The 26,272-nt window shown below is 65.0% G+C and carries 29 protein-coding genes; 11 read left to right on the top strand and 18 right to left on the bottom strand.

Features of this window, described 5'->3' with window-relative positions; all coding sequences use genetic code 11:
• Positions 1–17 precede the first annotated feature (17 nt).
• The gene (gene recO, locus N2K95_RS08920) at positions 18–767 is read left to right on the top strand and encodes a DNA repair protein RecO (RefSeq protein ID WP_255791982.1); all 750 of its coding nucleotides are present in this window, start codon (positions 18–20) and stop codon (positions 765–767) included.
• The gene (locus tag N2K95_RS08915; RefSeq protein ID WP_407080146.1) at positions 764–1,666 is read left to right on the top strand and encodes an isoprenyl transferase; all 903 of its coding nucleotides are present in this window, start codon (positions 764–766) and stop codon (positions 1,664–1,666) included. The genes recO and N2K95_RS08915 overlap by 4 nt, the downstream gene beginning before the upstream one ends.
• On the opposite strand, the gene N2K95_RS16280 is transcribed toward N2K95_RS08915, so the two are convergent.
• Positions 1,650–2,021 carry an alpha/beta fold hydrolase gene (locus N2K95_RS16280; protein WP_313771008.1) on the bottom strand — a complete coding sequence of 124 codons (372 nt, stop codon included), beginning with the start codon at positions 2,019–2,021 and terminating at the stop codon, positions 1,650–1,652. The two genes, N2K95_RS08915 and N2K95_RS16280, sit on opposite strands and share 17 nt — an antisense overlap.
• Before the next feature lie 53 nt (positions 2,022–2,074).
• Positions 2,075–2,659 (bottom strand): alpha/beta hydrolase, encoded by a 585-nt coding sequence (locus N2K95_RS16275; protein ID WP_313771007.1) that lies wholly within the window; start codon positions 2,657–2,659, stop codon positions 2,075–2,077.
• Between the two features lie 79 nt (positions 2,660–2,738).
• On the opposite strand from N2K95_RS16275, the gene N2K95_RS08905 reads away from it, so the two are divergent.
• Positions 2,739–3,809, top strand: a complete 1,071-nt coding sequence (locus N2K95_RS08905) for a quinone-dependent dihydroorotate dehydrogenase (protein ID WP_260651275.1) — start codon at positions 2,739–2,741, stop codon at positions 3,807–3,809.
• 67 nt (positions 3,810–3,876) lie between these two features.
• Here the strand turns inward: N2K95_RS08905 and N2K95_RS08900 are convergent, their stop codons facing one another.
• Positions 3,877–4,470 carry a DUF3043 domain-containing protein gene (locus N2K95_RS08900; protein ID WP_260651274.1) on the bottom strand — a complete coding sequence of 198 codons (594 nt, stop codon included), beginning with the start codon at positions 4,468–4,470 and terminating at the stop codon, positions 3,877–3,879.
• A 38-nt stretch (positions 4,471–4,508) separates the two neighbouring features.
• Between N2K95_RS08900 and N2K95_RS08895 the strand changes: the two genes are divergently transcribed.
• The 7 genes from N2K95_RS08895 to N2K95_RS08865 all read left to right on the top strand — a co-directional run bounded on the left by N2K95_RS08895 (position 4,509) and on the right by N2K95_RS08865 (position 11,257).
• Entirely contained in the window at positions 4,509–5,924 is a 1,416-nt protein-coding gene (locus N2K95_RS08895) for a dipeptidase (RefSeq protein WP_260651273.1), read from the top strand.
• Positions 5,925–6,083: 159 nt separating this feature from the next.
• On the top strand, positions 6,084–6,464 hold the full coding sequence (locus N2K95_RS08890) for a HesB/IscA family protein (protein ID WP_229948456.1): 381 nt from the start codon (positions 6,084–6,086) through the stop codon (positions 6,462–6,464).
• A gap of 184 nt (positions 6,465–6,648) precedes the next feature.
• Positions 6,649–7,506 (top strand): aa3-type cytochrome oxidase subunit II, encoded by an 858-nt coding sequence (gene ctaC, locus N2K95_RS08885; protein WP_255791987.1) that lies wholly within the window; start codon positions 6,649–6,651, stop codon positions 7,504–7,506.
• An 8-nt stretch (positions 7,507–7,514) separates the two neighbouring features.
• A complete protein-coding gene (gene ctaD, locus N2K95_RS08880; protein WP_255791988.1) occupies positions 7,515–9,239 on the top strand; it encodes an aa3-type cytochrome oxidase subunit I in 1,725 nt (574 codons plus the stop codon).
• The gene (locus N2K95_RS08875; RefSeq protein WP_260651272.1) at positions 9,239–9,640 is read left to right on the top strand and encodes a cytochrome c oxidase subunit 4; all 402 of its coding nucleotides are present in this window, start codon (positions 9,239–9,241) and stop codon (positions 9,638–9,640) included. The genes ctaD and N2K95_RS08875 overlap by 1 nt, the downstream gene beginning before the upstream one ends.
• Before the next feature lie 215 nt (positions 9,641–9,855).
• Entirely contained in the window at positions 9,856–10,638 is a 783-nt protein-coding gene (locus N2K95_RS08870; RefSeq protein ID WP_260653773.1) for a GntR family transcriptional regulator, read from the top strand.
• Between the two features lie 61 nt (positions 10,639–10,699).
• Complete coding sequence (locus N2K95_RS08865) at positions 10,700–11,257, top strand: hypothetical protein (protein ID WP_313771006.1); 558 nt, start codon at positions 10,700–10,702, stop codon at positions 11,255–11,257.
• Between the two features lie 65 nt (positions 11,258–11,322).
• Here the strand turns inward: N2K95_RS08865 and qcrB are convergent, their stop codons facing one another.
• The 4 genes from qcrB to ctaE all read right to left on the bottom strand — a co-directional run bounded on the left by qcrB (position 11,323) and on the right by ctaE (position 15,650).
• On the bottom strand, positions 11,323–13,008 hold the full coding sequence (gene qcrB, locus N2K95_RS08860) for a cytochrome bc1 complex cytochrome b subunit (RefSeq protein ID WP_255791990.1): 1,686 nt from the start codon (positions 13,006–13,008) through the stop codon (positions 11,323–11,325).
• A 2-nt stretch (positions 13,009–13,010) separates the two neighbouring features.
• Positions 13,011–14,042 carry a cytochrome bc1 complex Rieske iron-sulfur subunit gene (gene qcrA, locus N2K95_RS08855; RefSeq protein WP_260651271.1) on the bottom strand — a complete coding sequence of 344 codons (1,032 nt, stop codon included), beginning with the start codon at positions 14,040–14,042 and terminating at the stop codon, positions 13,011–13,013.
• Positions 14,043–14,127: 85 nt separating this feature from the next.
• Complete coding sequence (gene qcrC / locus N2K95_RS08850) at positions 14,128–14,928, bottom strand: cytochrome bc1 complex diheme cytochrome c subunit (RefSeq protein ID WP_260651270.1); 801 nt, start codon at positions 14,926–14,928, stop codon at positions 14,128–14,130.
• Positions 14,929–15,011: 83 nt separating this feature from the next.
• A complete protein-coding gene (ctaE, locus tag N2K95_RS08845; RefSeq protein ID WP_229948434.1) occupies positions 15,012–15,650 on the bottom strand; it encodes an aa3-type cytochrome oxidase subunit III in 639 nt (212 codons plus the stop codon).
• Positions 15,651–15,872: 222 nt separating this feature from the next.
• Between ctaE and trpD the strand changes: the two genes are divergently transcribed.
• Complete coding sequence (gene trpD, locus N2K95_RS08840) at positions 15,873–16,856, top strand: anthranilate phosphoribosyltransferase (RefSeq protein ID WP_260653771.1); 984 nt, start codon at positions 15,873–15,875, stop codon at positions 16,854–16,856.
• A gap of 41 nt (positions 16,857–16,897) precedes the next feature.
• Here trpD and N2K95_RS08835 read toward each other — a convergent pair whose 3' ends face one another.
• The 11 genes from N2K95_RS08835 to N2K95_RS08785 all read right to left on the bottom strand — a co-directional run bounded on the left by N2K95_RS08835 (position 16,898) and on the right by N2K95_RS08785 (position 25,130).
• Complete coding sequence (locus N2K95_RS08835; protein ID WP_255791996.1) at positions 16,898–17,179, bottom strand: Lrp/AsnC family transcriptional regulator; 282 nt, start codon at positions 17,177–17,179, stop codon at positions 16,898–16,900.
• 44 nt (positions 17,180–17,223) lie between these two features.
• Complete coding sequence (locus tag N2K95_RS08830) at positions 17,224–17,628, bottom strand: DUF3054 domain-containing protein (protein ID WP_260651269.1); 405 nt, start codon at positions 17,626–17,628, stop codon at positions 17,224–17,226.
• A complete protein-coding gene (locus N2K95_RS08825; RefSeq protein WP_260651268.1) occupies positions 17,625–18,230 on the bottom strand; it encodes a TetR/AcrR family transcriptional regulator in 606 nt (201 codons plus the stop codon). Before N2K95_RS08825 ends, N2K95_RS08830 begins: the two co-directional genes overlap by 4 nt.
• 27 nt (positions 18,231–18,257) lie before the next feature.
• Positions 18,258–18,407, bottom strand: a complete 150-nt coding sequence (locus tag N2K95_RS08820) for a hypothetical protein (RefSeq protein WP_260651267.1) — start codon at positions 18,405–18,407, stop codon at positions 18,258–18,260.
• Positions 18,408–18,492: 85 nt separating this feature from the next.
• The gene (locus N2K95_RS08815) at positions 18,493–19,278 is read right to left on the bottom strand and encodes an SDR family oxidoreductase (RefSeq protein WP_260651266.1); all 786 of its coding nucleotides are present in this window, start codon (positions 19,276–19,278) and stop codon (positions 18,493–18,495) included.
• Positions 19,279–19,316: 38 nt separating this feature from the next.
• Positions 19,317–19,664: a UBP-type zinc finger domain-containing protein gene (locus N2K95_RS08810; protein WP_260651265.1), complete on the bottom strand. Its 348-nt coding sequence runs from the start codon at positions 19,662–19,664 to the stop codon at positions 19,317–19,319.
• A gap of 143 nt (positions 19,665–19,807) precedes the next feature.
• Positions 19,808–21,439 (bottom strand): glycoside hydrolase family 13 protein, encoded by a 1,632-nt coding sequence (locus tag N2K95_RS08805; protein WP_260653770.1) that lies wholly within the window; start codon positions 21,437–21,439, stop codon positions 19,808–19,810.
• Between the two features lie 110 nt (positions 21,440–21,549).
• Positions 21,550–22,794: an RNA polymerase sigma factor gene (locus N2K95_RS08800; protein WP_260651264.1), complete on the bottom strand. Its 1,245-nt coding sequence runs from the start codon at positions 22,792–22,794 to the stop codon at positions 21,550–21,552.
• Between the two features lie 2 nt (positions 22,795–22,796).
• On the bottom strand, positions 22,797–23,240 hold the full coding sequence (locus tag N2K95_RS08795; protein WP_260651263.1) for a YciI family protein: 444 nt from the start codon (positions 23,238–23,240) through the stop codon (positions 22,797–22,799).
• Between the two features lie 507 nt (positions 23,241–23,747).
• Positions 23,748–24,221 (bottom strand): hypothetical protein, encoded by a 474-nt coding sequence (locus N2K95_RS08790; protein WP_260651262.1) that lies wholly within the window; start codon positions 24,219–24,221, stop codon positions 23,748–23,750.
• Between the two features lie 15 nt (positions 24,222–24,236).
• Complete coding sequence (locus tag N2K95_RS08785) at positions 24,237–25,130, bottom strand: hypothetical protein (RefSeq protein ID WP_260651261.1); 894 nt, start codon at positions 25,128–25,130, stop codon at positions 24,237–24,239.
• Between the last annotated feature and the right edge of the window lie 1,142 nt (positions 25,131–26,272).

Genomic DNA, 26,272 nt, shown 5'->3' with positions numbered 1-26,272 from the left:
GTGGGAAAATAGCTTCTGTGGCCAAATCCTTTGCATCGCGCACCTACCGGGATGACGCGGTTGTCCTGCGCACCCACAAGCTGGGCGAAGCGGACCGCATCCTCGTCCTGCTGACCCGCGAGCACGGGCAGGTCCGCGCCGTGGCCAAGGGTGTCCGCCGCACCTCGAGCAAGTTCGGTGCCCGGCTGGAACCGTTCATGGTGGCAGAGCTGCTGCTCTCGCACGGCCGGAACCTGGACATCGTGACCCAGGCCCAGACCAAGGGCGCCTACGGGCACGGCATCGCTGCGGATTACGCCCGCTACACCGCTGCGGCCGCCATTGCGGAAACCGCGGAGCGCCTGACCGACATTGACGGCGAATCCGCGAAAGCCCATTACCAGCTGGTGATCGGCGCCTTTGCGGCGCTCAGCCGGGGACTGCACGCCCCGGAACTCATCCTGGATTCCTACCTGCTGCGCGCCCTGGCGACGGCCGGGTGGGCGCCGAGTTTCACCGACTGTGCCCGCTGCGGGGCGCCGGGGCCGCACACCGCGTTTTCCGCCCCGCTGGGCGGAGCGGTCTGCCCCGTCTGCCGCCCGCCCGGTTCGGCCTCGCCGTCACCCGAAACCATGACGCTGCTGGCTGCGCTGCTCACCGGTGACTGGGCTACCGCGGACGAGTCGGGTCCGCAGCCGCGGCACGAATCCGCCGGCCTGGTGGCCGGATATCTTCAGTGGCACCTGGAACGGGTGCTGCGGTCCCTTCAACATGTGGAGCGTGTCTGACCTTGCGTTCGAAAACCCCGACTGCCAAGCAGGCAGGACCCGTGAGCCTGCCCGCCCCGCACCCCTCCGGTGCGGTTCCGCCGCAGGTTCCGGCCGAACTGGTGCCCGCCCACGTGGCAATCGTGATGGACGGCAACGGCCGCTGGGCGAACCAGCGCGGCCTGCCCCGGACCGAGGGGCACCGCGCCGGTGAAGCGGCGCTGCTGGACGTGATGGCCGGCGCCATCGAGATGGGCATCCGCCACGTTTCCGTCTACGCGTTTTCCACCGAGAACTGGAAACGCTCTCCGGAAGAAGTCCGTTTCCTCATGGGCTTCAGCAGGGATGTCCTGCGCCGGCAGCGGGACCAGCTCAACGAGTGGGGTGTACGGATCCGCTGGTCGGGCCGCCGCCCCCGGCTGTGGCAGAGCGTGGTGCGGGAACTGGAGATTGCGGAAGACGAAACCCGCGGCAACACGGTGTGCACGCTGAATATGTGCGTCAACTACGGCGGACGGGCCGAAATTGCCGACGCCGTCGCCGCGATTGCCGCCGATGTCCAGAAGGGCAGGCTGCGGCCGGGATCCATTTCCGAGAAGACCATCCAGAAGTACCTGGATGAACCGGACCTGCCGGACGTGGACCTGTTCCTCCGCACCTCCGGGGAGCAGCGGTTCTCCAACTTCATGCTCTGGCAGTCCGCGTACGCGGAGATGGTCTTTATGGATACCCTCTGGCCGGACGTGGACCGGCGGACCCTGTGGGAAGCGGTGGAGATCTACGCCCGCCGGGACCGCAGGTACGGCGGCGCCGTGGACAAAGCCGCCGACAAAGCCGTGGACAAAGCTGCGGGCAGTGCGGCCGCCGGAGCCGGCCCGGCCGAAGACGCCGACACGGCCGGGGTCAGCACGGGAGCATAAACGCCCGGGCCCACCGCCGGATTCCGGCGTAGACCCGGGCCCGGACCGGCAGCGCCGAAAGCAGGGTGTCATGCAGGGCGCCCTCAAAACGGTACACGGTGACCTCCGGGCCCAGCAGGACACCGCGCTGGGCCATCAGGTTCACGTCCAGCACGCTGTCGGTGCGCAGCATCAGCGGATTCCACGTGGGGGAAATGGTGGATGCTGCGGAAGCCAGCAGCAGTACCGGCACCCGGATGTCCAGGCCCCGCGCCACCCGTGCATGGCCTGCCAGCACAGCCTTGATCCAGCCGGCCCGGACCGGGAAGCTGAACGGCGGACGCCACTGCGGATCAACGTCCCATTCGCCGTCCATGGTTGAACTGATACTCCGGAAATAGAAACCGAATTCCGGAATCTTCAGCCGCGTCAGGGGCCGCCGGCGGGCCGCCGGCGGGCCACCGGCTCCAGCAGCCCGTTGGTGGCGAAGCGGAGCATGGCACTGCCGCTCAGTTCCAGCCAGGGACTGTTCAGGATGAGCGCCTGCAGCCGGTCGGGAAAACGGTCGGCCCAGAGCGCGGCGACCAGTCCTCCCGTTGAGTGCGCCATCAGCGTCATCCGCATGCCGGCGTCGTACCGCTCCCGGACGTCCTTTTCCATGGCCAACAGCGCGGCCTCGATATCGGCGTCGTACTCCGCCAGATCGGTCACGTAGCCCTCCGACTGGCCGGGGCGCAGGCTCCGCCCGTACTTCCGCAGGTCCAAGGCATAGAAGGCGACGCCCTGCCCGGCCCAGAACCGTGCCAGATCCGCCTGGAAGAAATAGTCGCTCCAGCCGTGCAAGTACAGGACGGCGTCGACCCTGCCGACGGACGGGACCGGGGGAACAGGGGGAAGGTGGGAGACCAGGGTGGCGACCACCGGGCCTTCGTCGTCCACCCCCAGATCGAGGGTGAGGCTGCGGAAATCCTCGCCTAAAACATCCGGTTTCCAGGTGGGGAGTTCGTGCTGCATGCCTTTGACAATAGTCGACCGGCCGCCGGTTTAGCTCCGGGGGTTTGGCACGCGGTGCCGGTTCTGGAATCTTTGAGCTATGCGCATTTATCCCACCTTCTTCCGGCTGGTGTTTTCCGGCATGGACCCCGAACTGGCACACCGGATCGGCTTTGTGCTGATCCGCGCCGCGGCCCGAACCCCCGCCGGACCGGTGATGCGCCGGCTGATGCGCCCTGCCCCGGTGCTGCGGACCGAAGCACTGGGGCTGACGTTTCCGTCGCCGTTCGGACTGGCGGCGGGATTCGACAAGGAGGGTTCGGGGATCGCGGCCCTGAGCAACCTGGGTTTCGGGCACGTGGAGGTGGGCACCGTGACCGCCAAGGCCCAGCCCGGCAACCCGAAGCCTCGGCTGTTCCGTCTGGTTGAGGACCGGGCCGTGATCAACCGGATGGGGTTCAACAACGACGGCGCCCCCGCCGTGGCGCCCCGCCTGGACAAGGCGCGGAAGTCGCTGACAAGGGCTTTCGGGACGCCGCGGCCGGTGATCGGCATCAATATCGGCAAAACCAAGACGGTTGACCTCGCGGACGCCGTTGAAGATTATCTTTCCAGCGCCCGGGAGCTCGCACCGCATGCCGATTATCTGGCGGTCAACGTGAGCTCACCCAACACGCCCGGACTCCGGCTGCTGCAGGACATTTCCACCCTGCGGCCGCTGCTGGCCCGGGTGGGCAGCGCGGCAGACGAGGCAGCCGGCCGGCACGTCCCGCTGCTGGTCAAGATTGCCCCGGACCTCACGGACGCGGACATCGACGACGTCGCGGAGCTGGCCCGCTCCCTTCAGCTGGAGGGAGTGATTGCCACGAATACCACTGTCACCCGGGAGAACCTGGTTACTGACCCGGAACGGGTCATTGCCTGCGGCGTCGGCGGGCTGAGCGGCGCGCCGCTGAAGAAACGGTCCCTCGAAGTGCTGCGGCGGCTCCGCACCGGGCTGGGGGAGGACGGCCCGGCCATCATTTCCGTCGGGGGAGTGGAAACGGCAGCCGATGTCCAGGAGCGTCTGGATGCCGGTGCGGTCCTGGTCCAGGGATACACGGCGTTCCTCTATGAGGGTCCCTTCTGGGCGGCGCGGATCAACCGGGGCCTGGCACGGAACCGGTCTTAGGCAAAAAGCCGGTCTTAAGCAAAAAGAAGGGCCGCCGGAGGGCGGCCCTTCTTTGCGTGGAAAAGAATCAGGAGGGGTACTGGCCGTGGCGGACCTGCGGCTTGGGGAGGCGGAACCGCCGCAGCTGCAGGGACCGGCTGACCCCGTACCAGACATCGCCCGGATTGGGTGCGCCGAACTTGGCGGTCAGGCGCTTCCGGATCTGGCGGCGCAGCATAAAGCTGTCCGCGATGACCAGCAGGATAAGCACCCAGAACGCGGCCATCACAATCAGCTGGACATCAATGTTCTGGATGAAGCTGAACAGGACGAACACGAGGGCGGCGATCATGATGAACTCGCCGATGTTCCAGCGGGCATCCACGATGTCACGCACGAACCGGCGGTTGGGGCCCTTGTCCCGAAGGGGAAGGTAGCGTTCCTCGCCGGTGTCCAGGGCGCGGCGGGTCTTCATCCGCTCTTCCCGGAGTGCCTCGCGGTTGGCGGCCTTGGCTGCCTTCCGGTCATCGGGCACCAGCGGGCGGCGGCGGGCGGCTACCTGGTCCTTGCGGCGGGGCGTCGGGGCACCCTTGCCCACCCGTACGTTGGCTGCCTGGTCAGCGGCAGCTGCCTGGTCCACAGTTTCCTGCGCGGTGGGCGCTTCTTTCTTTCGTCCGAACACACCCCAAGGATACCGTGAAAGATTGTAGGGTTTTGGCTATGACTTCCAACCCCACCCCAGACGCCAATCCCTCATCCCCGGATATCCACGAGGACGCCCTCCGCTCCAGCGTGGCCGGTGATTTCCCGCGGACCGTGGAGCAGCTCAAGTCCCTGGTCAGCATTCCGGGCATCGCGTGGGACTCCTTTGATCCCGAGCACCTCAACCGCAGCGCCGCCGCCGTCGCGGACCTGGTCCGCGAGGCCGGCATCGAGGACGTGCAGATCCTCCGCGTGGATAACAACGGCACCCCCGGCGGCCCCGCCGTCGTCGCCCGCCGGCCCGCGCGGGCCGGAGCGCCCACGGTCCTGCTGTACGCCCACCACGATGTCCAGCCCCCCGGAGACCCGGACCTGTGGGAGTCCGACCCGTTCACCGCCGAGGAACGCAACGGCCGGCTCTACGGCCGCGGCGCCGCCGACGACAAGGCCGGCATCATGGCGCACATTGGTGCCCTGCGCGCGCTGGAGGATGTGCTGGGGGAGGAGTCCGGCGTCGGCGTCACTCTGTTCATCGAGGGGGAGGAAGAGGCCGGCTCGCCGACCTTCCGCACCTTCCTGGAGACCTACCAGGACCTGCTCCGCGCCGACGTCATTGTGGTTGCCGACTCGGGCAACTGGAAGGTGGGTGTCCCGGCACTCACCACGAGCCTGCGCGGACTGGTGGACGGCACGGTGGAGGTCCAGGTCCTGGACCACGCAGTGCACTCGGGCATGTTCGGCGGACCGGTGCTGGATGCGCCCACCCTGCTGGCCCGGCTGATTGCGACCTTCCATGACGACGCCGGCGATGTCGCCATCTCCGGTCTCGTCTCCACCGATGATGCTGCCGTGGATTACCCCGAGGCCGACTTCCGTGCCGATTCGTCCCTGCTCGACGGCGTCCGGCTCGCCGGAACCGGCTCCATTGCCTCGCGGCTCTGGACCAAGCCTGCGCTGTCGATCATCGGTATCGACGTACCGACGGTTGCCATGTCCTCCAACACCATCCAGCCCAAGGCCCGGGCCAAGTTCAGCCTGCGGTTGGCCCCCGGGCAGAGCCCCGAGGCGGCCATGGAAGCGGTCCAGGCGCATGTCCAGGCCCACGCGCCGTTCGGTGCCAAGGTCACCTTCACCCCGGGGGAGCAGGGCAATGCCTTCGCCACCGACACCACGGCCAGTGCCGCCCGCACCGCACTCTGGGCCCTCGAACGGGCATGGGGAGTGCAGCCGGTCGAGTCCGGAATGGGCGGCTCCATCCCGTTCATTTCGGACCTCGTGGAACTGTTCCCGCAGGCACAGATACTGATCACCGGCGTCGAGGATCCGGATTCGCGTGCCCACAGCGCCAACGAGTCACTGGACCTGAACGACTTCCGGAACGCCATCCTGGCCGAAGCGCTGCTCCTGGCCCGCCTGGGGGCCGTTGCCGGCTAGGAGGCAGGACACAGGCAGGTGCCGGGTGGGAATCAACATTGCCCGGCACCTGTTAGATCGTTGGGGGACAGCAGACGTACCATTGAGACACTGGTCCCGGCCCGCGGCAGGCGCATAAGGCTTGCCCGCGGATAGACCAGCTGAGGAAAGAGAGAAACTATGAGCGTTTCCACCAGCGAAAACATCACCACCGCAGCAGAGGCTGAACTGCCCGTACACGAAGTGCTGTTGTCGGATGTCGCCGCGCAGAAGGTCCGCAGCCTGCTGGAGCAGGAAGGCCGCACCGACCTCCGTCTCCGCGTGGCTGTGCAGCCCGGAGGCTGCTCCGGACTCATCTACCAGCTGTACTTCGACGAGCGCGTCCTGGACGGTGACGCTGTCCGCGACTTCGACGGCGTCGAGGTCATTGTGGACAAGATGAGCGTTCCGTACCTGTCGGGCGCTTCGATCGACTTCGAAGACACCATCTCGAAGCAGGGGTTCACCATCGACAACCCCAATGCCGGCGGCTCCTGTGCCTGTGGAGATTCCTTCCACTAGGACCCGTGGCTCCGGCGGCCCCGTAATAGGAGCATTAATGGCCCGGCGCGGCGGTGATCTGTCACTGGATCGCCGCGCGTACGGGTAAGCTCTACACGTAGTAGTAAAACTAATGTCCGTAACCGGGAACTTTTTTGTGTCCGGTACGGACAGCACTTGCACGCAACAAGAGGAAGGGCCGTCTGTGAGTTCGCAGGACCGAACCAGCAGCCGACGCGCCAGGATCTTAAAGATCTCAGCCGTAACGTCGGCCGGCGCGTTGTTTTTATCGGGGTGTTCATCAGAGGCTCAAACGGGCTGGTTGCCGTCGGACCGCGACACCACTAACCACACCGGCCGCATCATTGACCTGTGGGTCAACTCGTGGATTGCCGCTCTGGCGGTTGGTATCCTCACCTGGGCTTTGATCCTGTGGTGCATGGTTGCCTACCGCAGGCGCAAGAACGAGACCGGGTACCCCCGCCAGCTCAGCTACAACCTGCCGCTGGAAATCTTCTACACGGCCGTTCCGCTGTTCATGGTTCTGGTGTTGTTCTACTTCACCAACCAGGACATCAAGGCGATCAATGCAACCAGTGATGACCCGGACCGGGTCATCATTGACGTGCGCGCCAAGCAGTGGTCCTGGGACTTCAACTACGTCAACGAAGACAAGTACTACCAGGGCACGCAGGTTAACCTCGATGGAACCGAAGTTTCAGCGGATGAGTTCCCCACCCTGGTGCTCCCCGTTGACCAGACCATCGAGCTGCAGCTGAACACCCGCGACGTCCAGCACTCCTTCTGGGTGCCTGCATTCCTGCAGAAGATGGACATCTACCCCGGCCGCACCAACATCATCACCCTCGAAACCGGCAAGACCGGCACCTTCGACGGTAAGTGCGCCGAACTCTGCGGTGAATACCACTCCGAAATGCTCTTCAACGTCGAGGTCGTCACGGAAGACGAGTACAACGACTATGTAGAGACCCTGCCCAGCGGTCAGGTCGACGGGGAATACGACCGCCAGTACACCTCAGAATCTAGCGAAGTTAGGAAGTAGGTGACGTCATGACTACTCTCGAATATACTTCGGAAGATTCCGGCACCAGGGTCGCGCCCCGCGTAGTACCCGTCTCCAAGGGACGAATCGTTGTCAGTTGGATCACCTCCACTGACCACAAGACGATCGGGTACATGTACCTGATCTCCTCATTTATTTTCTTCTGCCTCGCAGGCGTGATGGCCCTGGTCATCCGCGCGGAGCTGTTTGAGCCCGGTATGCAGATCCTGCAGACCAAGGACCAGTACAACCAGCTGTTCACGATGCACGGCACCGTGATGCTCCTAATGTTCGCCACCCCGCTGTTCTCGGGTTTCGCAAACGTCATCATGCCCCTGCAGATCGGCGCACCGGATGTTGCCTTCCCGCGGCTGAACGCCCTGGCCTTCTGGTTCTTCCTCTTCGGCAGCACCATCGCCGTCGCCGGCTTCATCACCCCGCAGGGCGCTGCGTCCTTCGGCTGGTTTGCCTACACCCCGCTGTCCAGCACCACGTTCTCTCCGGGCGTGGGCGGTGACCTCTGGGTCTTCGGCCTGGCACTGTCCGGCTTCGGTACCATCCTCGGTGCCGTCAACTTCATCACCACCATCATCTGCATGCGTGCCCCCGGCATGACCATGTGGCGGATGCCGATCTTCACCTGGAACACCCTGGTGACGGCAATCCTGGTCCTGATGGCGTTCCCGCCCCTGGCAGCAGCACTCTTCGCCCTCGGCGCCGACCGGCGCTTCGGCGCGCACATCTTTGATCCGGAGCGCGGCGGTGCCATCCTGTGGCAGCACCTCTTCTGGTTCTTCGGCCACCCCGAGGTCTACATCATCGCCCTGCCGTTCTTCGGCATCGTGTCCGAGATCTTCCCGGTCTTCAGCCGCAAGCCGATCTTCGGCTACAAGGGCCTGGTGTACGCGACCATCGCCATTGCTGCACTGTCCGTGACGGTCTGGGCTCACCACATGTACGTGACCGGCGCCGTTATGCTGCCGTTCTTCGCCTTTATGACCATGTTGATTGCGGTGCCTACGGGCGTGAAGTTCTTCAACTGGATCGGCACCATGTGGCGGGGGTCCATTACGTTCGAGACCCCCATGCTGTGGAGCATCGGCTTCCTCATTACGTTCCTCTTCGGCGGCCTGACCGGCATCATCCTGTCCTCCCCGCCGCTGGACTTCCACGTCTCGGATACGTACTTCGTGGTTGCCCACTTCCACTACGTCATCTTCGGCACCGTCGTGTTCGCCATGTTCGCCGGCTTCTACTTCTGGTGGCCCAAGTGGACCGGCAAGATGCTCAACGAACGCCTGGGCAAGATCCACTTCTGGCTCCTGTTCTTCGGTTTCCACGGCACCTTCCTGATCCAGCACTGGCTGGGCGTGCTCGGTATGCCGCGCCGCTACGCCGACTACCTGGTGGAAGACAACTTCACCGCGATGAACCAGTTCTCCACCATCGCCTCCTTCGTCCTGGGTGCCTCGATGATCCCGTTCTTCTGGAACGTGTACATCACCTGGCGCCACGGCAAGAAGGTTGAAGTGGATGACCCCTGGGGCTTCGGTGGCTCGCTCGAGTGGGCAACCTCCTGCCCGCCGCCGCGCCACAACTTCACCTCGCTGCCGCGGATCCGTTCCGAGCGTCCGGCACTTGACCTGCACCACCCTGAGCTGCAGCAGCACGTCACTGACGATTCCGCCGCAGCCAAGGTATTCGGCCCCGGCGACCGGAAGGAAAAAGTCTAATGAAGGTTGAGACTAAACTCTTCGCTTACATGACGCCGTTCTTCATCGTCGTCGGTGTTGTCTACGGCTACATGGTGGAGTGGACGGAGCCCGTCGGTTACCTGGCGCTGTTCCTTACCGGCGGTATGTCCGGCATGATCGCCTACTACATCGGCTTCACCGGCAAGCGCATCGGGCCCCGGCCCGAGGACCGGCTTGACGCCGAGATCCACGAAGGCTCCGGCGAGCAGGGCTTCTTCAGCCCGTGGAGCTGGTGGCCGCTGCTGCTGGGTGCCTCGGCAGCCATTGGCTTCCTGGGCATGGCAGTGGGCTGGTGGATCCTGTACATCGGTGCCGGCCTGGCCGTCATCGCACTCGTTGGCTGGGTCTTCGAATACAGCCGCGGTAACCACGCCCACTAGGGCTGGATAAGAACATACAAGGGAAGGGTCCGCAGGAAACTGCGGGTCCTTCCCTTTTTCGTGAGTGGCCCACCGGGCAGCCGGGGGAGGGGAGCCAGTAGCTATGCCGGTATTCTTAGACGGCAGCAGTTTTCCCAGCCGAAGGGGCGGAGTCGAAGCATGCGTATTTACGGTCCGTGTGTCCGTCCGGGACACCGCCTGTGAGCAATCACCGGCTGCGGCTGATCACCGAGGGCATTGACCCCGCCGCGGGCGTTGCCAAGCATATTCAGCTGCAGGGCATTCTCCGCCGGTTCGTGGAGACCCATGCCGGAGCGGGGGAGATCATCCCCTCCGAACGTGAACTTTCGGAACACTTTGCCGTAGCCCGCATGACCATCCGCCAGGCCGTGGACGCACTGGTGGCCGACGGTGTCCTGGAACGCGTCGTCGGGCTCGGCACCTTCGTTGCCCGCCCCAAAATGGACCTGCAGGTGCAGCTGACCTCCTATTCGGAGGAAATGCACCGCCGCGGGATGGTTCCGGACGCACACGTCCTCAGCTTCGAGCAGATCGGTGCCTCGCAGCTCGTGGCCCGTGAACTGCAGATTGAACCCGGCCAGCCGGTGGTCCGCTTCCGCAGGCAGCTGCTGGCCGACGGCGAGCCGATGAGCGTGGATGAAAACTTCATTCCTGCGCACTATGTGCCGGGCATCCTCGAAGAGCAGGCGCCGACGTCGTTGTATAACGTCCTGAGCGAACGCTACGGGCTGGTGATGGAGTGGGGCGAGGACACCATCGAAGCGACGGCGGCCTCCGCCTCCATCGCGCGCCTGCTCAACGTGGAGCTCGGCGCGCCGGTGCTGAAGATCCAACGCCACGCCTACGTCTCACGCGCGATGGTGGACTACTCCGTGTCCTACTACCGTGCGGACCGCTACAAGCTCTGGGTGCCCCTCCAGCGGCCCGGAGTCCGCACTCCCCGTTCCTACCACCCGCGCAGGCGCCCGCACGCCTGAAAGCACCACCAGGGCCCGCAGCCCCTCGCCCAAACCCCACAGCAGGAAGAAGAACAGCATTATGGTCACCATTCGGATGTACAAGCGCGACGACGCGGGGGTGCTCCATTTCCGGGAGGCGCTCTACGACGAGGACGACGGACAGCTGATGCTGACGTCCGGCCCGGTTGGATACGAGGGCTCCGCAAAGGTGCAGGACGTGGCTCCCCAAGCCGCCGAGGACCTGCTGCACGCCTTTGCAGTTTCCTCGGAGGAGGAGGGGTACGCGGAGATGGAGCCGGCGGAGCAGCACTGGGTGATTGTCCAGTATGCACTCAAGACGGCCGCCGGCACGGAGCGGGACCGCTACCTCGAACACAAGGCGACCCAGGCCATCTCCTCATACTTCCTCTGGCGGGGACTGGGGGAGGTGGACCACACGGAGTTCGCTCCGCGGAAGCTGAACATCTACTGCCTGGTTCCCGATGTGAACAAGGCCGTGGCAGGTCTGAAGGTTGTTCTGCGTGATCCGCTGCTGGACTTCACCAAGATTACGATCGGCTCGGCGCCCGTAGCGGAGCCCGCCGCGCTGAAGCAGCGCTACCCGCTTCCGGCCAAGCGGCCGTTCACGCTGGCCTAGCCGGTACAAAAAAGAGGGCCCGACCGGATGATCCGGTCGGGCCCTCTTTCTGCGTTGCCTAGCGGCTAGCGCTGTTCGATCGATGCGGAGTCGTCGGCCTTGGCCTCAACCTCGGCAGGCGACTCGTGGTGGTGTGCGTTCTCGAGTTCCGAGGGCGTCACCGGGGCGACGCGGTCCTCGAAGAAGAAGCGGGAGAGCTTCGCACGGCGCTTCTCCTTGCGGGAGACCTTGCCGTTGGCGTCCGGCTGGGCCGGCAGCGCCTTGTACGAGTCGAAGTCCACCAGGCGGTAGCGCTTGTACTCGTCCAGCGGCTCGTGGACCTCGATGTACTCACCGTGCGGGAGACGGACAATGCGTCCGCTCTCGACACCGTGCAGGACAATCTCGCGGTCCTTGCGCTGCAGCGCCAGGGCGATGCGGCGGGCAATGATGAAGCCCAGGATCGGACCGACGAAGAACAGCACCCGCAGCCAGTACGTGACATCGTTCAGCGACACATGGAAGTGCGTGGCGATGAGGTCGGAGCTGGCGGCTGCCCACATCACGCAGTAGAACGTGATGCCTGCAACGCCGACGGCGGTGCGGTACGGGGCGTTGCGCGGACGGTCCAGGAGGTTGTGCGCGCGCTTGTCCTTGGTCAGCCAGGCTTCGATCCACGGCCAGGCGAAGAGCAGCGTGAAGACGAGGCCGGCCGGGCCCAGGGCGGGCAGCAGGACGTTCAGCGAGAGCGTGTTGTCACCCCACGGGAACGGGATGACCCATTCCAGCGGGAACGCGCCGATGAAGCCCGGCATCAGGCGCAGGGCGCCGTCCACCCAGCCGATGTACCAGTCAGGCTGGGTACCGGCGGACACGGGCGAGGGATCGTAGGGACCGTAGTTCCAGATCGGGTTGATCGTGAAGAAGCCCGCAATGATCGCAATAACGCCGAAGACGATGAAGAAGAAGCCACCGGCCTTGGCTGCGTAGACCGGGCCGACCGGGTAACCGACAACGTTGTTGTTGGTCCGGCCGGGTCCGCGGAACTGCGTGTGCTTGTGGATAACCACCATGAACAGGTGGATGGCGATCATCAGGAGGATCAGCGCCGGAACCAGGAGGATATGCAGCATGTACAGACGGCCGATAATCGCGGTTCCGGGGAATTCACCACCGAACAGGAAGAAGCTGATGTAGGTGCCAACCACCGGGACTGACTTGATAACGCCGTCGATGATGCGCAGGCCGTTGCCGGAGAGCAGGTCATCGGGGAGGGAGTAACCGGTGAAGCCGGCAGCCAGGGACAGGATCAGCAGGACGCCGCCCACCACCCAGTTGAGTTCGCGCGGCTTGCGGAAGGCGCCGGTGAAGAACACGCGGAGCATATGCACCGAGACGGCTGCTACGAAGAGCAGTGCCGACCAGTGGTGTACCTGGCGCATGAAGAGGCCGCCGCGGACATCGAAGGAGATGTTCAGGGAGGACTCGTAGGCGACGGACATTTCGACGCCGCGCAGCGGAACGTAGCTGCCGTCGTAATGCGTTTCCGCCATGGACGGATCGAAGAAGAACGTCAGGAACGTTCCGGTCATCAGGAGGATGACGAAGCAATACAGTGCAACTTCACCGAACATGAAGGACCAGTGGTCGGGGAAGACCTTGCGGCCGAACTCCTTGACCATGGCCGAACCGCTGACCCGGGAGTCAACGAAGTTGGTGATGCGGCCCAGACGGGTTTTCGCCTCGTAAGGGGTGGCAGAGGGAACACTCATGATTAGCCACGCTCCCAGTAGCTCGGTCCGACAGGTTCTTGGAAGTCATCCTTGGCGATGAGGTAACCCTCGGCGTCGACCTCGATCGGCAGCTGCGGCAGCGCATGGCCGGCCGGGCCGAAGATGACCTTGCATTCCTGCGTCACGTCGAAGGTCGACTGGTGGCACGGGCACAGCAGGTGGTGCGTCTGCTGCTCGTAAAGGGCAACCGGGCAGCCGACGTGGGTGCAGATCTTGGAGTAAGCGACAATGCCGTCCACGGCCCAGTCTTCGCGTCCGGGGGAGGGGTTCAGATCCTCGGGGTTCAGACGCATCAGCAGGACTACGGCCTTGGCCTTTTCCTCGAGCTTGTGCTCGGGGAGATCGTTCAGGCCGTCCGGGATGACATGGAAGGCCGAACCGAGAGTGACATCCGAGGCCTTGATGGCGGTACCGCTGGGATCGCGGACCAGCCGCGTACCCGTTTTCCACATCGTGTGGCGGAGGGTGTCGCCCGGAAGGGGGCCCAGGTCGCGGAACACGGCGATGGCAGGCAGCGGTGCCAGCACCATGGCGCCGAGGAGGGTGTTGCGGATCAGGGGACGGCGCTTGATGCCCGTTTCCTCAATGATGTCCCCAACGATCTTCTCCGCGATGACGCGGTCCTCTTCGGGACGGATCTCGTGGCGCTCTTCCGTGACCTCGTGGTCCGGCATAAGCGTCTTCGCCCAGTGGACAATGCCGACGCCGATGCCGAGCATGGCGAAGGCGGTGCCGAGTCCCAGGAGGATGTTCTGCAGCCGCAGTTCCGCGATGCTGGCATCGTCCAGGTGGATGCTGAAGTACCCGATGAAAAATACGATCGTGCCGATGATCGACACGATGAACAGGCTCGCGACCTGCCGCTCCGCGCGCTTTTCGGCGCGGGGATGTGTGTCGGCTAGACGAGGGCGGTGCGGGGGAAGTCCCGGATTCTGGAACTTCTCCTCATCTCCCTGGCCAGCCGTAGCGACGGTGCCCGAGGTGTTCGGACTGCCGTGACTATGGTCGCCCATGATCCCCCTCATCCTTCTGTGAAAACTGCATTTATAGACCTATATGTAACTGTGATGTCACCCGTGGAGGTGAGCGCGGCTGTGGTTAGGAAGACCGGGCGGTCAACCAAATGGTGAAAGCGATGATGATTCCAAGACCGGCGGTCCAGATGAACAGACCCTCGGATACCGGACCCAGTGAGCCCAGCTGGGCTCCACCGGGGGAGCCGCTGGTTTCGATGTCCTTCAGGAACGTGATGATGTCCTGCTTCTCCTCGGGGGAGATGTTGGTGTCATTGAAGACAGGCATGTTCTGCGGGCCCGTGACCATGGCCTCGTAGATGTGCTTTTCGCTGACGCCGTCCAGGCTCGGAGCGAACTTGCCGCGGGTCAGTGCACCGCCGGCAGCTGCTGCGTTGTGGCACATGGCGCAGTTCACGCGGAACAGCTCGCCGCCGTTCGCGGACGCCTCTTCGTCATGCGTGTCCGACTCAAGGTATTCCGAGTCCGGGACCGACGGGCCGGCGCCGAGGCTGGAAACGTAGGCCGCCAGCTCCTCGGTCTGCTCCTCGTCGAACTGGACCGGCTTTTCCTGGGCCTGGGGGCCCTGCATGGCCATCGGCATGCGGCCGGTGCCTACCTGGAAGTCGACCGAGGCTGCGCCGACGCCCACCAGCGACGGGCCGTTTTCGGTGCCGGAGGCCTCAATGCCGTGGCACGTTGCACAGTTGGCGACGAAGAGCTTCTCGCCCTCGCTGACGTCTTCGGCAGTGTACGTGGTGGTAGCTGCCTGGGCCTGGTTGGCTCCGTTGGCTACGGCATAGAGACCACCCGTAACGAGGAGTCCCAGCAGCAGCAGCGCGACTGCTGCGAGGGGATGACGCCGCCTTTGCGATAGTGCCTTCACTTCGTAGTTCCTAACTTATGTGGTCTTTGGGAAACTGGTGCCACTTTGAAGTATTTCGTGGGGGTGCGGGTCCTCAAGCAGTGTTACTTGAGGAAGTAAATGATGACGAACAGGGCAATCCAGACCACATCAACGAAGTGCCAGTAGTACGAGGTTACGATCGCCGAAGTAGCTTCGAAGTGTCCGAAGCGCTTGGCGGCGTAGGCACGGCCGATGATGAAGAGGAACGCGATCAGGCCGCCGGTCACGTGCAAGCCGTGGAAGCCGGTGGTCAGGTAGAACGCGGAACCGTAAGAGTTCGACGAGAGGGATACGCCTTCGGAGACGAGCATGGCGTATTCGTAGGCCTGTACGGAGACGAAAATCGCTCCGAGTACGAAGGTCAGCAGGAACCACTCAGTCATGCCCCAGCGGGAAAGCTTCAGGAGCCCTCCGGTGCGGCGTGCCTGAAGACGTTCTGCGGCGAAGACGCCTGCCTGGCAGGTGAAGGAACTGGAAACAAGGATCACCGTGTTCACGAAAGCGAACGGAACGTTCAGCTTCTCCGTCTCCATGGCCCACAGGTCGCTCGAAGTCGAGCGAAGGGTGAAATACATGGCGAAGAGAGCAGCAAAGAACATCAGTTCGCTGGAGAGCCACACCACGGTTCCTACGGAAACCATATTGGGGCGGTTCAGCGTGGGGTGAGCCGGGGTACTGGGGGCATGGGTCGCTGTTGTCACATAGACATTATGGCGGTAAAAGTGCCCAGTTCTCCAACAGATAGCGGCCTACGGCGCGTCCAAAGCAGGCCCCGCTGCCCCGGATCCCTGTGTTGGCGCGGAAATGGACCTCCAGAAAGAAATCGGCTTTTTCTACGATTCGTAGATAACCTAGGGTGTGTGACTACGATTCCGAGTTCCGGCGACACCTGGCCAAGCCTGATTACTGCGCTGATCGGGGGCATGGACCTCTCCACGGAGCAGACCCGGTGGGCCATGTCGACCATCATGGCCGGCAATGCCACGGACTCCCAGATAGCGGGGTTCCTGGTGGCCCTGCGTGCCAAGGGAGAGACCGTTGACGAGCTGACCGGGCTCGTGGAAGCAATGGTGGCCAATGCACGGCCCATCGACATACCGGGGGAGACCCTCGACATTGTGGGCACGGGAGGCGACCGCCACAACACCGTTAACATTTCCTCCATGGCTGCGCTGGTCTGTGCCGGTGCCGGAGCGAAGGTCGTCAAGCACGGAAACCGGGCGGCGTCGTCGGCGTCCGGATCCGCCGATGTGATTGAGGCGCTGGGGGTCCGGCTGGACCTGTCCGTGGAGCGTGTTGCGCAGGCGGCCGTCGAGGCCGGAATCACCTTCTGCTTCGCCCAGGTCTTCCATCCCTCCATGCGGTTCGCTGCCGTGCCCCGCCGCGAGATGGGTGTGGCCACCGCCTTCAACTTCATGGGGCCCCTGACCAACCCCTCCAATCCCAGCGCTTCGGCTATCGGCGTGGCGGACGCGCGGCTGGCTCCGCTGATGGCCGGCGTGCTTGCCCGGCGCGGCGTCCGTGCCCTGGTGTTCCGCGGCGATGACGGACTGGACGAGATGACCACCACCGGTGTCTCCACCGTCTGGGAAGTCCGTAACGGGGCCGTGGAGCAGTCCGTAGTGGATCCCCTGGATCTCGGCATCAGCCGGGCAACGCTGGAGGACCTGCGGGGCGGTGACGCCGCGGCCAACGCAGCCGTGGTGCGCAGCGTGCTGGCCGGGGACAAGGGACCGGTGCGGGACGCCGTCGTGCTGAACGCTGCGGCCGCCTTGGTGGCCTTGGACCGCGAGGCGGAAGGTCCGCTGATCGAGCGGCTGGCCCGCGGCCTGGCCCGGGCCTGCGACTCGATCGACAGCGGGGCGGCCCAGGCGGCGCTGGAGCGCTGGGTGGCCGTTACCCAGTAGGCACGCCGGGACCGCAGCGCAGGTTCTGCTGGCTATCGAAGCTAGCTGTCGAAACCGAGCGAGAACGCGGCGTCCAGGTCATGCCGGGAGTAGGCACGGAACGCAATCTGCGTGGTGGTTCCGACGACGCCTTCCACCTTGGACAGGCGGTTGGCAATAGCGTCCGCAAGGTCTTCGTGGCGCTGTACCCGTGCGATGGCGATCAGATCGCAGTCACCGGTCACGGAGTAGACCTCGCTGATGCCTTCGATCTCGGAAATCTCCTCGGCGCATTCCGGGATCCTGGCGGCATCGGTCTGGATAAGTACAAAAGCTGTGATCATGGCGGGGCCTTTCCTGCGGTGGTCTTTACTGGTGCTCTTCGAGCCTAGTGGATGGCCCGGTGCCGTCGGCGGGCAGCCGCGGTCCAGACAGTGCGCTGGCCCAGGAGGAAAACGCCGAGCACCGCGAGGGTGACCACCTGGAAGCTGACGGCGGTGCCGCCGCCGGCCAGGGCACGGATGGCCAGTCCGGCGGCCACCGTTCCGAGCCAGATGACGACGCCGGCAGGCCAGAGCTGCGCGGGACGCCGCCAGGCGCGCACGGCCGCCCAGCTGAGCAGGCAGGCCAGGAGGAACGGCAAGGCCGTGGCGAGGATGCCGGGCAGCGTTAGTCCGTGTTCGTGGCTTTGCCGGCCGAGGGCGGCGAAGACGACGATGAGGACCAGATCCAAGGCGAGGACCCGGGGCCAGGTCCGGACGGCTGCGTCAGTTCGGGAGGTGGTGTCTGTCATGGCGTGCTCTCCGGAACGGGGGTAGTGCGGTTTTCACGGACATAGGGGCCCAGGAGCCCGCGGACCCTGTCCTCCACCGTTTCCCGGGCGGCGCCGGATTCCAGCAGGCGGGTGGATGAGTGGACAATCGCATTGATGAGTTCGGCCGTCACCTGCGGGTCCGGTGCGCCCAGCTGTGTCAGCGTCTCCACCAGGGGGGTCTGCAGCTGCCGGTGCATCATGGCGCTCTGGTTGTTGAGCTCCTCACCGGGGGCGACGGCGGCGAGGGCGTTGCCGACCGCGTGCTCACCCTCCGCGACCAGGGCAATGTTGGTCAGCACGTAGGCCATGATGCGGTCCGCCGGTTCCGGCTCGGCATCCATTGCTTCCCGGACCCGCTGGGTCCAGCGGGGAAAAACGTCCAGCACCAGGGCGTGGAGGAGGTCCTGGCGGGATTTGTAGTACTGGTAGGCACTCGGACGGGCGAGGCCCGCCAGCGCAGCCACCTCGGCCATGCTGGGGGCCTCACCGGTCCGGGCCAGGAGGGTACGTGCCGCGTCCAGCAGCGCCCGCTGCTGTGCCGCCCGGTGTTCGGCCACCGTGGGGGCAGTGATTCGGGGCACCCTGTGGCCCTCCTGTTCGTGCTGAGGCTAGCTGGCGAGGCGTCCGTCCACCATCTCGACAACGCGGTCGCAGTGGTGAAGGACGTCGTGATCGTGCGTCACCATAACTGTAGCAACGCGGTGTTCATGGGTTTCACGGGCCGGCAGGGTGGGGGCACCGGTGCCAGGGGCTTCCACTGCGCCCGGTGTTCTGTGTAGGGTCCGCCGCCGGCGCCGGGAGGTAGTCCTCACCGGCGCCAGCGGTTCGGGGCGGTGGGGCCGGTTAGGACCAGATGTCGTCGCCGCGCAGCGTGGCGTCGGCGCCGCCGTCGGTGTAGATGGTCTGCCCCGTGGTGTGGGTGTTCTCTTCGGAGGTCAGCCAGACCAGGAGGCGGGCAATAACTTCCGGATCCGAGTGGCCGTTCAGCGGCATGGGCACGTTGGCGTCCACCATGGCCCGGCCTTCGGGGGTGGACAGCAGGTCGCGCGTCATGGCGGAGACCACGGTGCCCGGGGCCACCGCGTTCAGCGGAATTCCGGCGCCGGCAAAGGCGGGGGTGATGCTTTCGCGGCGGACCCAGCGGCTCAGTGCCCGCTTGCTGGACGGGTAGTTCAGGTAGCCGGTCTGCGGGCCGTTGTCGGCGAGCGCCTGGCCGATCCGCAGGGCTTCCTCCTCGTTGCCCGCCAGCATGGCTTCGACGAGTTCGGGGGAGTTGGGCTGCAGGCTGGCCATGGAGCTGACGACGGCGGCGCGGGGGGCGCTGCTCTTGGCCAGGGTCGGTGCCAGTTCGGTCAGGAAGTCCGTGACGCCGAAGAAGTTCACGGCAACCGTGATGGGAGCGGGTGCGGAGATGCCGGCGCACGCGATAACGGCGTCGACGTTTCCGCCGGCGAGTTCCACGGCCTTGGCGACGGCGGCGGAGCGGCCCTCGGGCTTGCTGAGGTCCGCCTCGACGTCGGCGTTGCGCAGGTCAACGCCGATGACGGTGTTGCCGCGCTCCTTCAGGATGGCGGCGGTGGCTGCTCCGATGCCCGAAGCTGATCCGGTCACAATGTAGGTTCTAGTCATGTTTACAGTGTAGACCTGTCAGCTTCGCCGGCGGCATCTCAGTGCAGGAGCTTCTGCCAGCCCGCCGGCACCCGCTCGGCGGGGCCGGGAACGGACTGGCTGTCCGGATGGTGTGCCGGCGGGGCCAGCTCCGGTCCGGCGAAGACCGAGGAGTCCGCGTAGTTCCAGAACCAGTCCTCTCCGGGCTCGAAGCTCCGGATGACGGGGTGCCCGGTCTGCTGTTCGTGGAGGGTGGCATGCTGTCCCGGCGAGCTGTCGCAGCAGCCGATGTGCCCGCACTCGGCGCATCGGCGCAGGTGGTACCACCACCCCTGGTGCTGGGTACATTCCACGCAGCCCGGGCCGCTGGGCGGAACGGCAACGTTGATACCGGGGATCGGATCCATGGCGGAACCTCCGTAGGGCGGGGACTCAGTACAGGAGCTTGGCCGGCACACAGAGATGCCGTCCCCACCACGGTAGCCACCCGGCGGTCCCCGGCAACAGGGACCGGGGCGCCACAGCTTCCTTAAGGACTAGGCCAGCCAAGTTAGGCCAGCCAGGCGGTGGTATCGGGCGGCAGCAGGCCGCCGTCGAGGGCGTCGCTGCTGTGGAGCACGGATCCCGCGGGCAGCGGGACGGCCTCGGTGCCGAAGTTCGTGATGCTCTGCCATCCGCCCGGGCGCCGGAAGTGCAGCACGGTGGACGGGCTGTCCAGCCACTGGAGTTCCTCCGCCGTCTGCTGCTTGCCGCGGAGCGCCAAGGCCTGCCGGTAGAAATTCAGGGTCGAAGCGCCGTCGTGTTCCTGGCCCGACACCGCAGCAGCCGCGAACTCCTCCGGCTGGGGGAGATGGGCCTGCCCAGGGCCGAAGCCGAAGGACGGGCCGTCGGTGGTCCAGGGCAGCGGCACGCGGCACCCGTCACGGCCCTTGTCCACCCCGGGGCTGCGGTGGAACGTGGGATCCTGCCGGTCCGCGTCGGGGATCTCCGCCACTTCGTGCAGGCCCAGCTCCTCGCCCTGGTACAGGTAGGCGGAGCCGGGCAGTGCCAGCATCAGGAGTGTTGCGGCCCGCGCCCGGCGCAGGCCCAGACCGCGGTCCAGTTCCGGATCGGTGCCGCTGGAGAGCACCCAGGCTTTCCCGTCCTGTCCTTTTCTGCTGCCCGCGGGAGCGGGCGGCAGGCCGTAGCGCGTGGCGTGCCGGACGACGTCGTGGTTGGACAGCACCCAGGTGGAGGATGCGCCGGTTGCGGCCGCCTGCTCCAGGTTGGCGGTGATGACTTCCCGGAACCGTGCGGCGTCGAAATCTGCCTGCAGCAGGTCGAAGTTGAAGGCCTGGCCCAGGCCTTCCGGGCTGGCGTAACGGCCCCGGCGGGAGGCATGCACCCAGGCCTCGGCCACGGCGGCGCGCGGAGGGTCGTATTCGTTGAACAGCTTCCGCCACTCGGCGAAGATGGCGTGGACCTCGTCGCGGTCCCAGAAGGGGTGGGTGCCGTCGGTCCCCTCACCCTCCGCGGTCAGCTCACCGGCGGCCGCCAGCGGTTCCGCGAGGTCCTTGGCGAGGGCATGGGCCACATCGATCCGGAAGCCGTCCACGCCGCGGTCGGACCAGAAACGCAGCGTCGTGAGGAACTCCCCGCGGACCTCGGGGTTCTCCCAGTTGAAGTCCGGTTGTTCCGGGGCGAACAGGTGCAGGTACCACTGACCGTCCGGCACCTGTTCCCAGGCGCTGCCGCCGAAGACGGACTGCCAGTCCGACGGCGGGAGGTTCCCGTCCGGGCCTGTTCCGTCGCGGAAGATGTACCGGCTGCGGGCCGCGGATCCCCTGGGCGAGGCCAGTGCTTCCCGGAACCAGGCGTGCCGGTTGGAGGAGTGGTTCGGGACGATGTCCACGATCAGCTTGATGCCGGCGGCGTGCAGCGCCGCGGCCATGTCATCAAAGTCGTCCAGGCTGCCCAGCCGCGGATCGACGTTCCGGTAGTCGTCGACGTCGTACCCGCCGTCGGCGAGCGCCGAGGGGTAAAAGGGGCTCAGCCAGACCGCGTCGACGCCCAGCTGCGCCAGATACGGCACCTTGGCCGTGACTCCGGGCAGGTCACCGAGACCGTCGCCGTTGGCGTCCGAGAAGCTGCGCGGATAGATCTGGTACACCGCGGCCTGCCGCCACCAGTTCGGGTCCGTCATCGGGTCGGCTGGAAATGGCTGCTCGGAAGCGGTCAAGGCGGTCCTTCGGGTGGGAAGTGTTGGTGCTGCGTTGTCCGGACTCTACCAACCGGTACGGCGCAGCCGGCAACTCAGAGGCCAGCCGCGCGGCGCTCCAGAACCTCCCGTTCGCGGAGGTTCCGGGCCAGGGCGGCTGCTGCACTGAACTCCGCGCGTGCCTCTCCTGTCCGGCCGAGCCGGGCCAGCAGCTCGGCCCGCACGCTGGGCAGCAGGTGGGAGCCGCGCAGCGCGCCCTCGTCCGCGAGCCGGTTCACGACGGCAAGCGCAGCTTCCGGTCCCGTGGCCATGGACACCGCCACGGCCCGGTTCAGTTCCACCACGGGGCCGGGGGAGAGCCGGCCCAAGGCTTCGTACAGCAGGACGATCCGCGGCCAGTCCGTGGCGTCGGCGCGGACCGCCGTGGCGTGGCACTGGGCAATGGCGGCCTGCAGGGCGTAGCTGCCGCGTGCCCGGCCGAGTTCCTTCGACAATGCGTCGGCGCGGGCCAGACGCTCCCGTCCCCGCTCGATCTGCGCCCGGTCCCAGCGGGTCCGGTCCTGGTCCGCCAGCAGGACGGGAGCGCCGCCGGGACCGGTGCGGGCGGCGAAGCGGGAGGCGGAGAACTCCATCAGCGCGACCAGGGCGTGTGCCTCCGGGACCCGGGGCACCAGCCCGGCGAGGATCCTTCCGATCCGCAGCGCTTCGGCCGCCAGGTCCGGCCGGGTCCAGCTCTCGCCGCTGGTCGCCGCGTACCCCTCGGTGAACATCAGGTAGATGACATGCAGGACGCCTCGCAGCCGCGGCGTCCACTCATTGGGCTCCGGCGGTTCAAAGGGCACCCGCGCCGCCGCCAGCGTTTTCCGGGCCCGGACAATGCGCTGCTGCACTGTGGCGGCGGGAACCAGGAACAGCCGGGCAATTTCATCGGTGCGCAGCGACCCCACTACCCGCAGCGTCAATGCAACCTGGGCCTCCGTGGAGAGCACCGGATGGCAGGCCGTGAAGAGCAGCCGGAGCACGTCATCCGGCAGCGGGTTCCACTCCGGGGCTGCCTCGTCCTGAGCCCCGCGTGCCAGCTCCTGATAACGGTCCTGCAGCAGCTCGGTCCGCCGCCACCTGTCGATGGCCCGGCGTTTGGCCACGGCGGTGATCCACGCACCGGGGTTACGGGGAATGCCCGTCCTGCTCCATGCGGCCAGCGCCTCGGCAACGGCGTCCTGCGCGGCATCCTCGGCCAGGCCGACGTCACCGGTCACCCGGGCCAGGGCGGCAACAATCCGGGCGCCTTCGATGCGCCATAGCGCGTCGAGACGTCCCGGAACTGCTGCCTGATCCACGGCTATTTGTTGCCCGCGTTCAGGTTCTCCTCTTCCTGCCGCCACAGCTCTTCCTTCTGGATGTATTCGTTGTCCGCAAAGTCGGCGAAGTCGGAGGCTTCGGTCACACGGCGGACCTCGAGTTTCGATCCTGGGCCCAGGGGTGCGCGGCTGGCCCATTCCGCGGCCTCCTCGCGGGAACCTACCTGCACAATCCAGAACCCGTTGAAGAGCTCGTGGGTTTCGCCGTAGGGGCCGTCGGTGACCAGCGGCGGATCCTCGGAGAAATCCACCACCAGGCCGCTGCCCTCGGAAAGGTCTGCGAGGCCTTCGCCGCCGAGCATGACTCCGGCATTGATCATGGACTCGTTGTAGGCGCCCATCTGGTTGATGATCTGCTCAAACGGGATGTCCTTGGAAGCCTGCACGGCTTCCTCCGTGGCCCGCATGATGAACATGTACTTCATGGCACTCTCCCTGCTGCTTGTTCCGTAGAAGGTGCTGATGCGCCTTCTACTATGACGTCGAACGGGCGCGATGGATATCGACAGCGGGGAACAATTTTCCTGCCGTTGACACAGGAAAACCCGGCGACGCCGTTCGCCGCCGCAGGCGAGCGGCAGGCGAGCGGCAGGCAGGGGAGTGGCGGACTCCGGTGCCCGAGGCCGTCGTCGTATGGAAGGTTCCGGGGATACCTGTTTTTTGTGCGACATCGCCAACGGCGGGGCCGGCGCGAACATGGTCTACGAGAATGACGTGATCGCCGCCTTCATGCTGAAGTACCGGCGAGGTGTGACAGCTTTTGAGCCGGTCCACGAACGTTCCCTGAATCAAAAGTGCCGCCGACGCGGCCATCAGTATGGAAACTACCCCGACGGACCGAGGAAACGAGCGAGACGATTCTTGTGCTGCGGCCGTTTCTCCCTGAGCCCGTACGACTCGCGCGGCCTCAGTGCCGGACGCTTCGTCTGGCCTTATGTCCTGGGCTGCCGCCGACCCTTCAGCCTCAATACGTGCGGCAGAACCAAGGCCAGCAGCGCAGCGCCCACACCGCTGAGTACAAGTAAATCGACCATCACCGAGTGCGGTGCCGAACCGTCCGTAAACGCCCGGACATGCGAAACTGCGAATCCCATCGCAGCGTCCGGCATGAAGAGCAGCACCGCGGGAATCGAATACGCATACAAAATGAAGGAAATTGCTTTCGACCGCCCGCGTGCTGACCCTGCCTTTATGGCCAGGAACCAGCAGGAGATAAAGGTTATTCCGGTCCACAAAACAAGCCAGACGGTATTACCCAGATGTGACCCTCCCTGGAATGCCGCGTACGAATCAAGCAATCCCAGGCCGGTGTATTGCGCCGAGACGACATACACCAAATAGAGACCAAAAATCCATGGCACGCCGGCAGCTAACCAAGGACCCTTAGTCTGCCGGCGTTTTACCATGAGCTGATCCTACAGCTACCAGTTGCAGGTTGCCGATAGCGGACGCATTCCAATTCGTTTACGCCAGTTAGGCAGCGAGGGCCGGTTGATTTCCAAATCAAAAGTCCCCCACTCCGCAATGCCTCCCAGGACGTGGCATTCCCACTGCTGGCGCATTGAAGAAGTGAAAATCCACGACGGATGCTTCTGCTTCAGAAGGTTCCACCCCGAGGAGACGAACTGACCGGCAGCAAAGATCACATCATGACGGCCCCACGCGGAGAGTTGCATGGACAGCTGGTTTGAGCGGTAGGCGCTGCTCCAACGCCATTCGGACCACTTGAAGAGCTGCCACCAGGCGTAATACACCTTGGGATCGGCAACCACCGGATAAACAACCCCGGGGGCGTTGTGGTCAACAATCTGGGTGACCGTATTCCCGGCCATTTCGTAATGCGTCTCCACCGGGTTCCCGGCAGCGTCCTCTGCCCAAGCCGGCAGAATCATCCCTTGCGAGGAGCCGTCAGCTCCCTTCAGAGCAACCGCACCTTCCGGAGTCAGCTCCAGAACAACGCCGTCCTCAACGTCGATCTGATAGTCGTACCTCCCGGGCGCGATCTCGTCGTTGATTACGGTGAGGACGCGTACTGATCCGTCGTCGAGGGTCTGCACACCCACATCGACAATCCCTTCCGGATCCATGTAAATGGCCGTTCCGTCGTCCTGGACTTCGGCGTCTTCGGCATACTCGGGGGTCGGCAGCCCCAAAGTTAGCTCGATACCGTCGGACCCGCCGTCAAGGACGGCCTCAGCCTCCTCGCCGTCCCGAGAGACCTCCACGCTGCCTTCTTCAACACTTGAGCTGATGATTTCAGTTGTCTCGGAATCGGGAAGGACCGGCGCGGCATCATCCTGGCCCGCTGCTTCCACTGCAGCCTGTATAACGGACACCGTGGCGTCGGGTGATTTATGGTCTGCGGTGCTGTATTCATTCGCATTGGCTGCAGCAGGGGCCAGCAGGCAAAGCGTCAGTGAAACGGCCCCGACTTTTAGCGAATGCCGATTTGGACAATAAATTTACCATGTAATTCTCCCCCAATTGGATATCCAATTCCCCGGCCAGCTGGCCGGGAAATCGAACACTATCCGGAACTCGGGTTGCAGCCAATTGCCTGTTCAATACGAGCAGCAAGTAGAAGTCAATTCGGATGTGAGTACCCGTCAGAACTACTCCCAGATCCCTATTCGGCATATCAAATGGACAGGGGCCGGGCTTTAGGTTCCCCCGCTGGGCTGTTCACCTGCCGTTTTCCGTCGGCCGGAAATGCCGGCCTCCGGCATGTCGCAGTGCTGATAGCACCAAGTCCTGCTGCACCAAGTCCTGCTCGTGAATACACAAGCGAGCCATGCGTCCGCGTCGGCCTGGACGCATGATGCGGCGCTCCGCCCGTAGGTGAGGTTGAGCCAGGTAAGGAATCTGATGGTTTCGCTGATTTCCTGTTTCGCGTTGCGCACGGGGCCGCGGGTGAGTTTTCCATCTGTGGAGAGGCTCCGGATGCGTCGCAGGTGGTGCCAGCGGGCGAATGACTCGATAGGACGCCGAACCTCTGGGTCATCAATGCCGTCGAGCTTACTGGCTAGCCACCGCTCAAAGAGAGCGAGGTAGTGGTCCCGGACCGGGAGCAGGTTGTGGTGGGGGAGCGGCAGACGTTCCACGCTCAGGCTGTTTGGTTCGTTGTCGAGCGTTGCGTGGCTGATGGGGGATGCCTGGGGATGTTGCCGTGACGGAAACAGGGTCCTTGTTTCGTAGATGAGGCTGATGCGCCTTCTACTATGACGTCGAACGGGCGCGATGGATATCGACAGCGGGGAGGAATTCCTTCTTCCGTTTGACACCGGAAAACCCGGCGACGACGCTTGCCGCCGCAGGTGAGTGGCAGGCAGGGGTGCGGTCTCCCGGTGCCCGAGATTGTCGTCGCTTGGAAGCTTTCGGGGACACCTGTATTTTCTGCGACGTCGCCAGCGGCGGGTCCGGCCGGAGCGAACATGGTCTACGAGAATGACGTGATCGC

This window comes from Arthrobacter zhaoxinii (assembly GCF_025244925.1).
Classification (GTDB): domain Bacteria; phylum Actinomycetota; class Actinomycetes; order Actinomycetales; family Micrococcaceae; genus Arthrobacter_B; species Arthrobacter_B zhaoxinii.
This window is presented reverse-complemented; position numbering and strand designations above follow the sequence as displayed.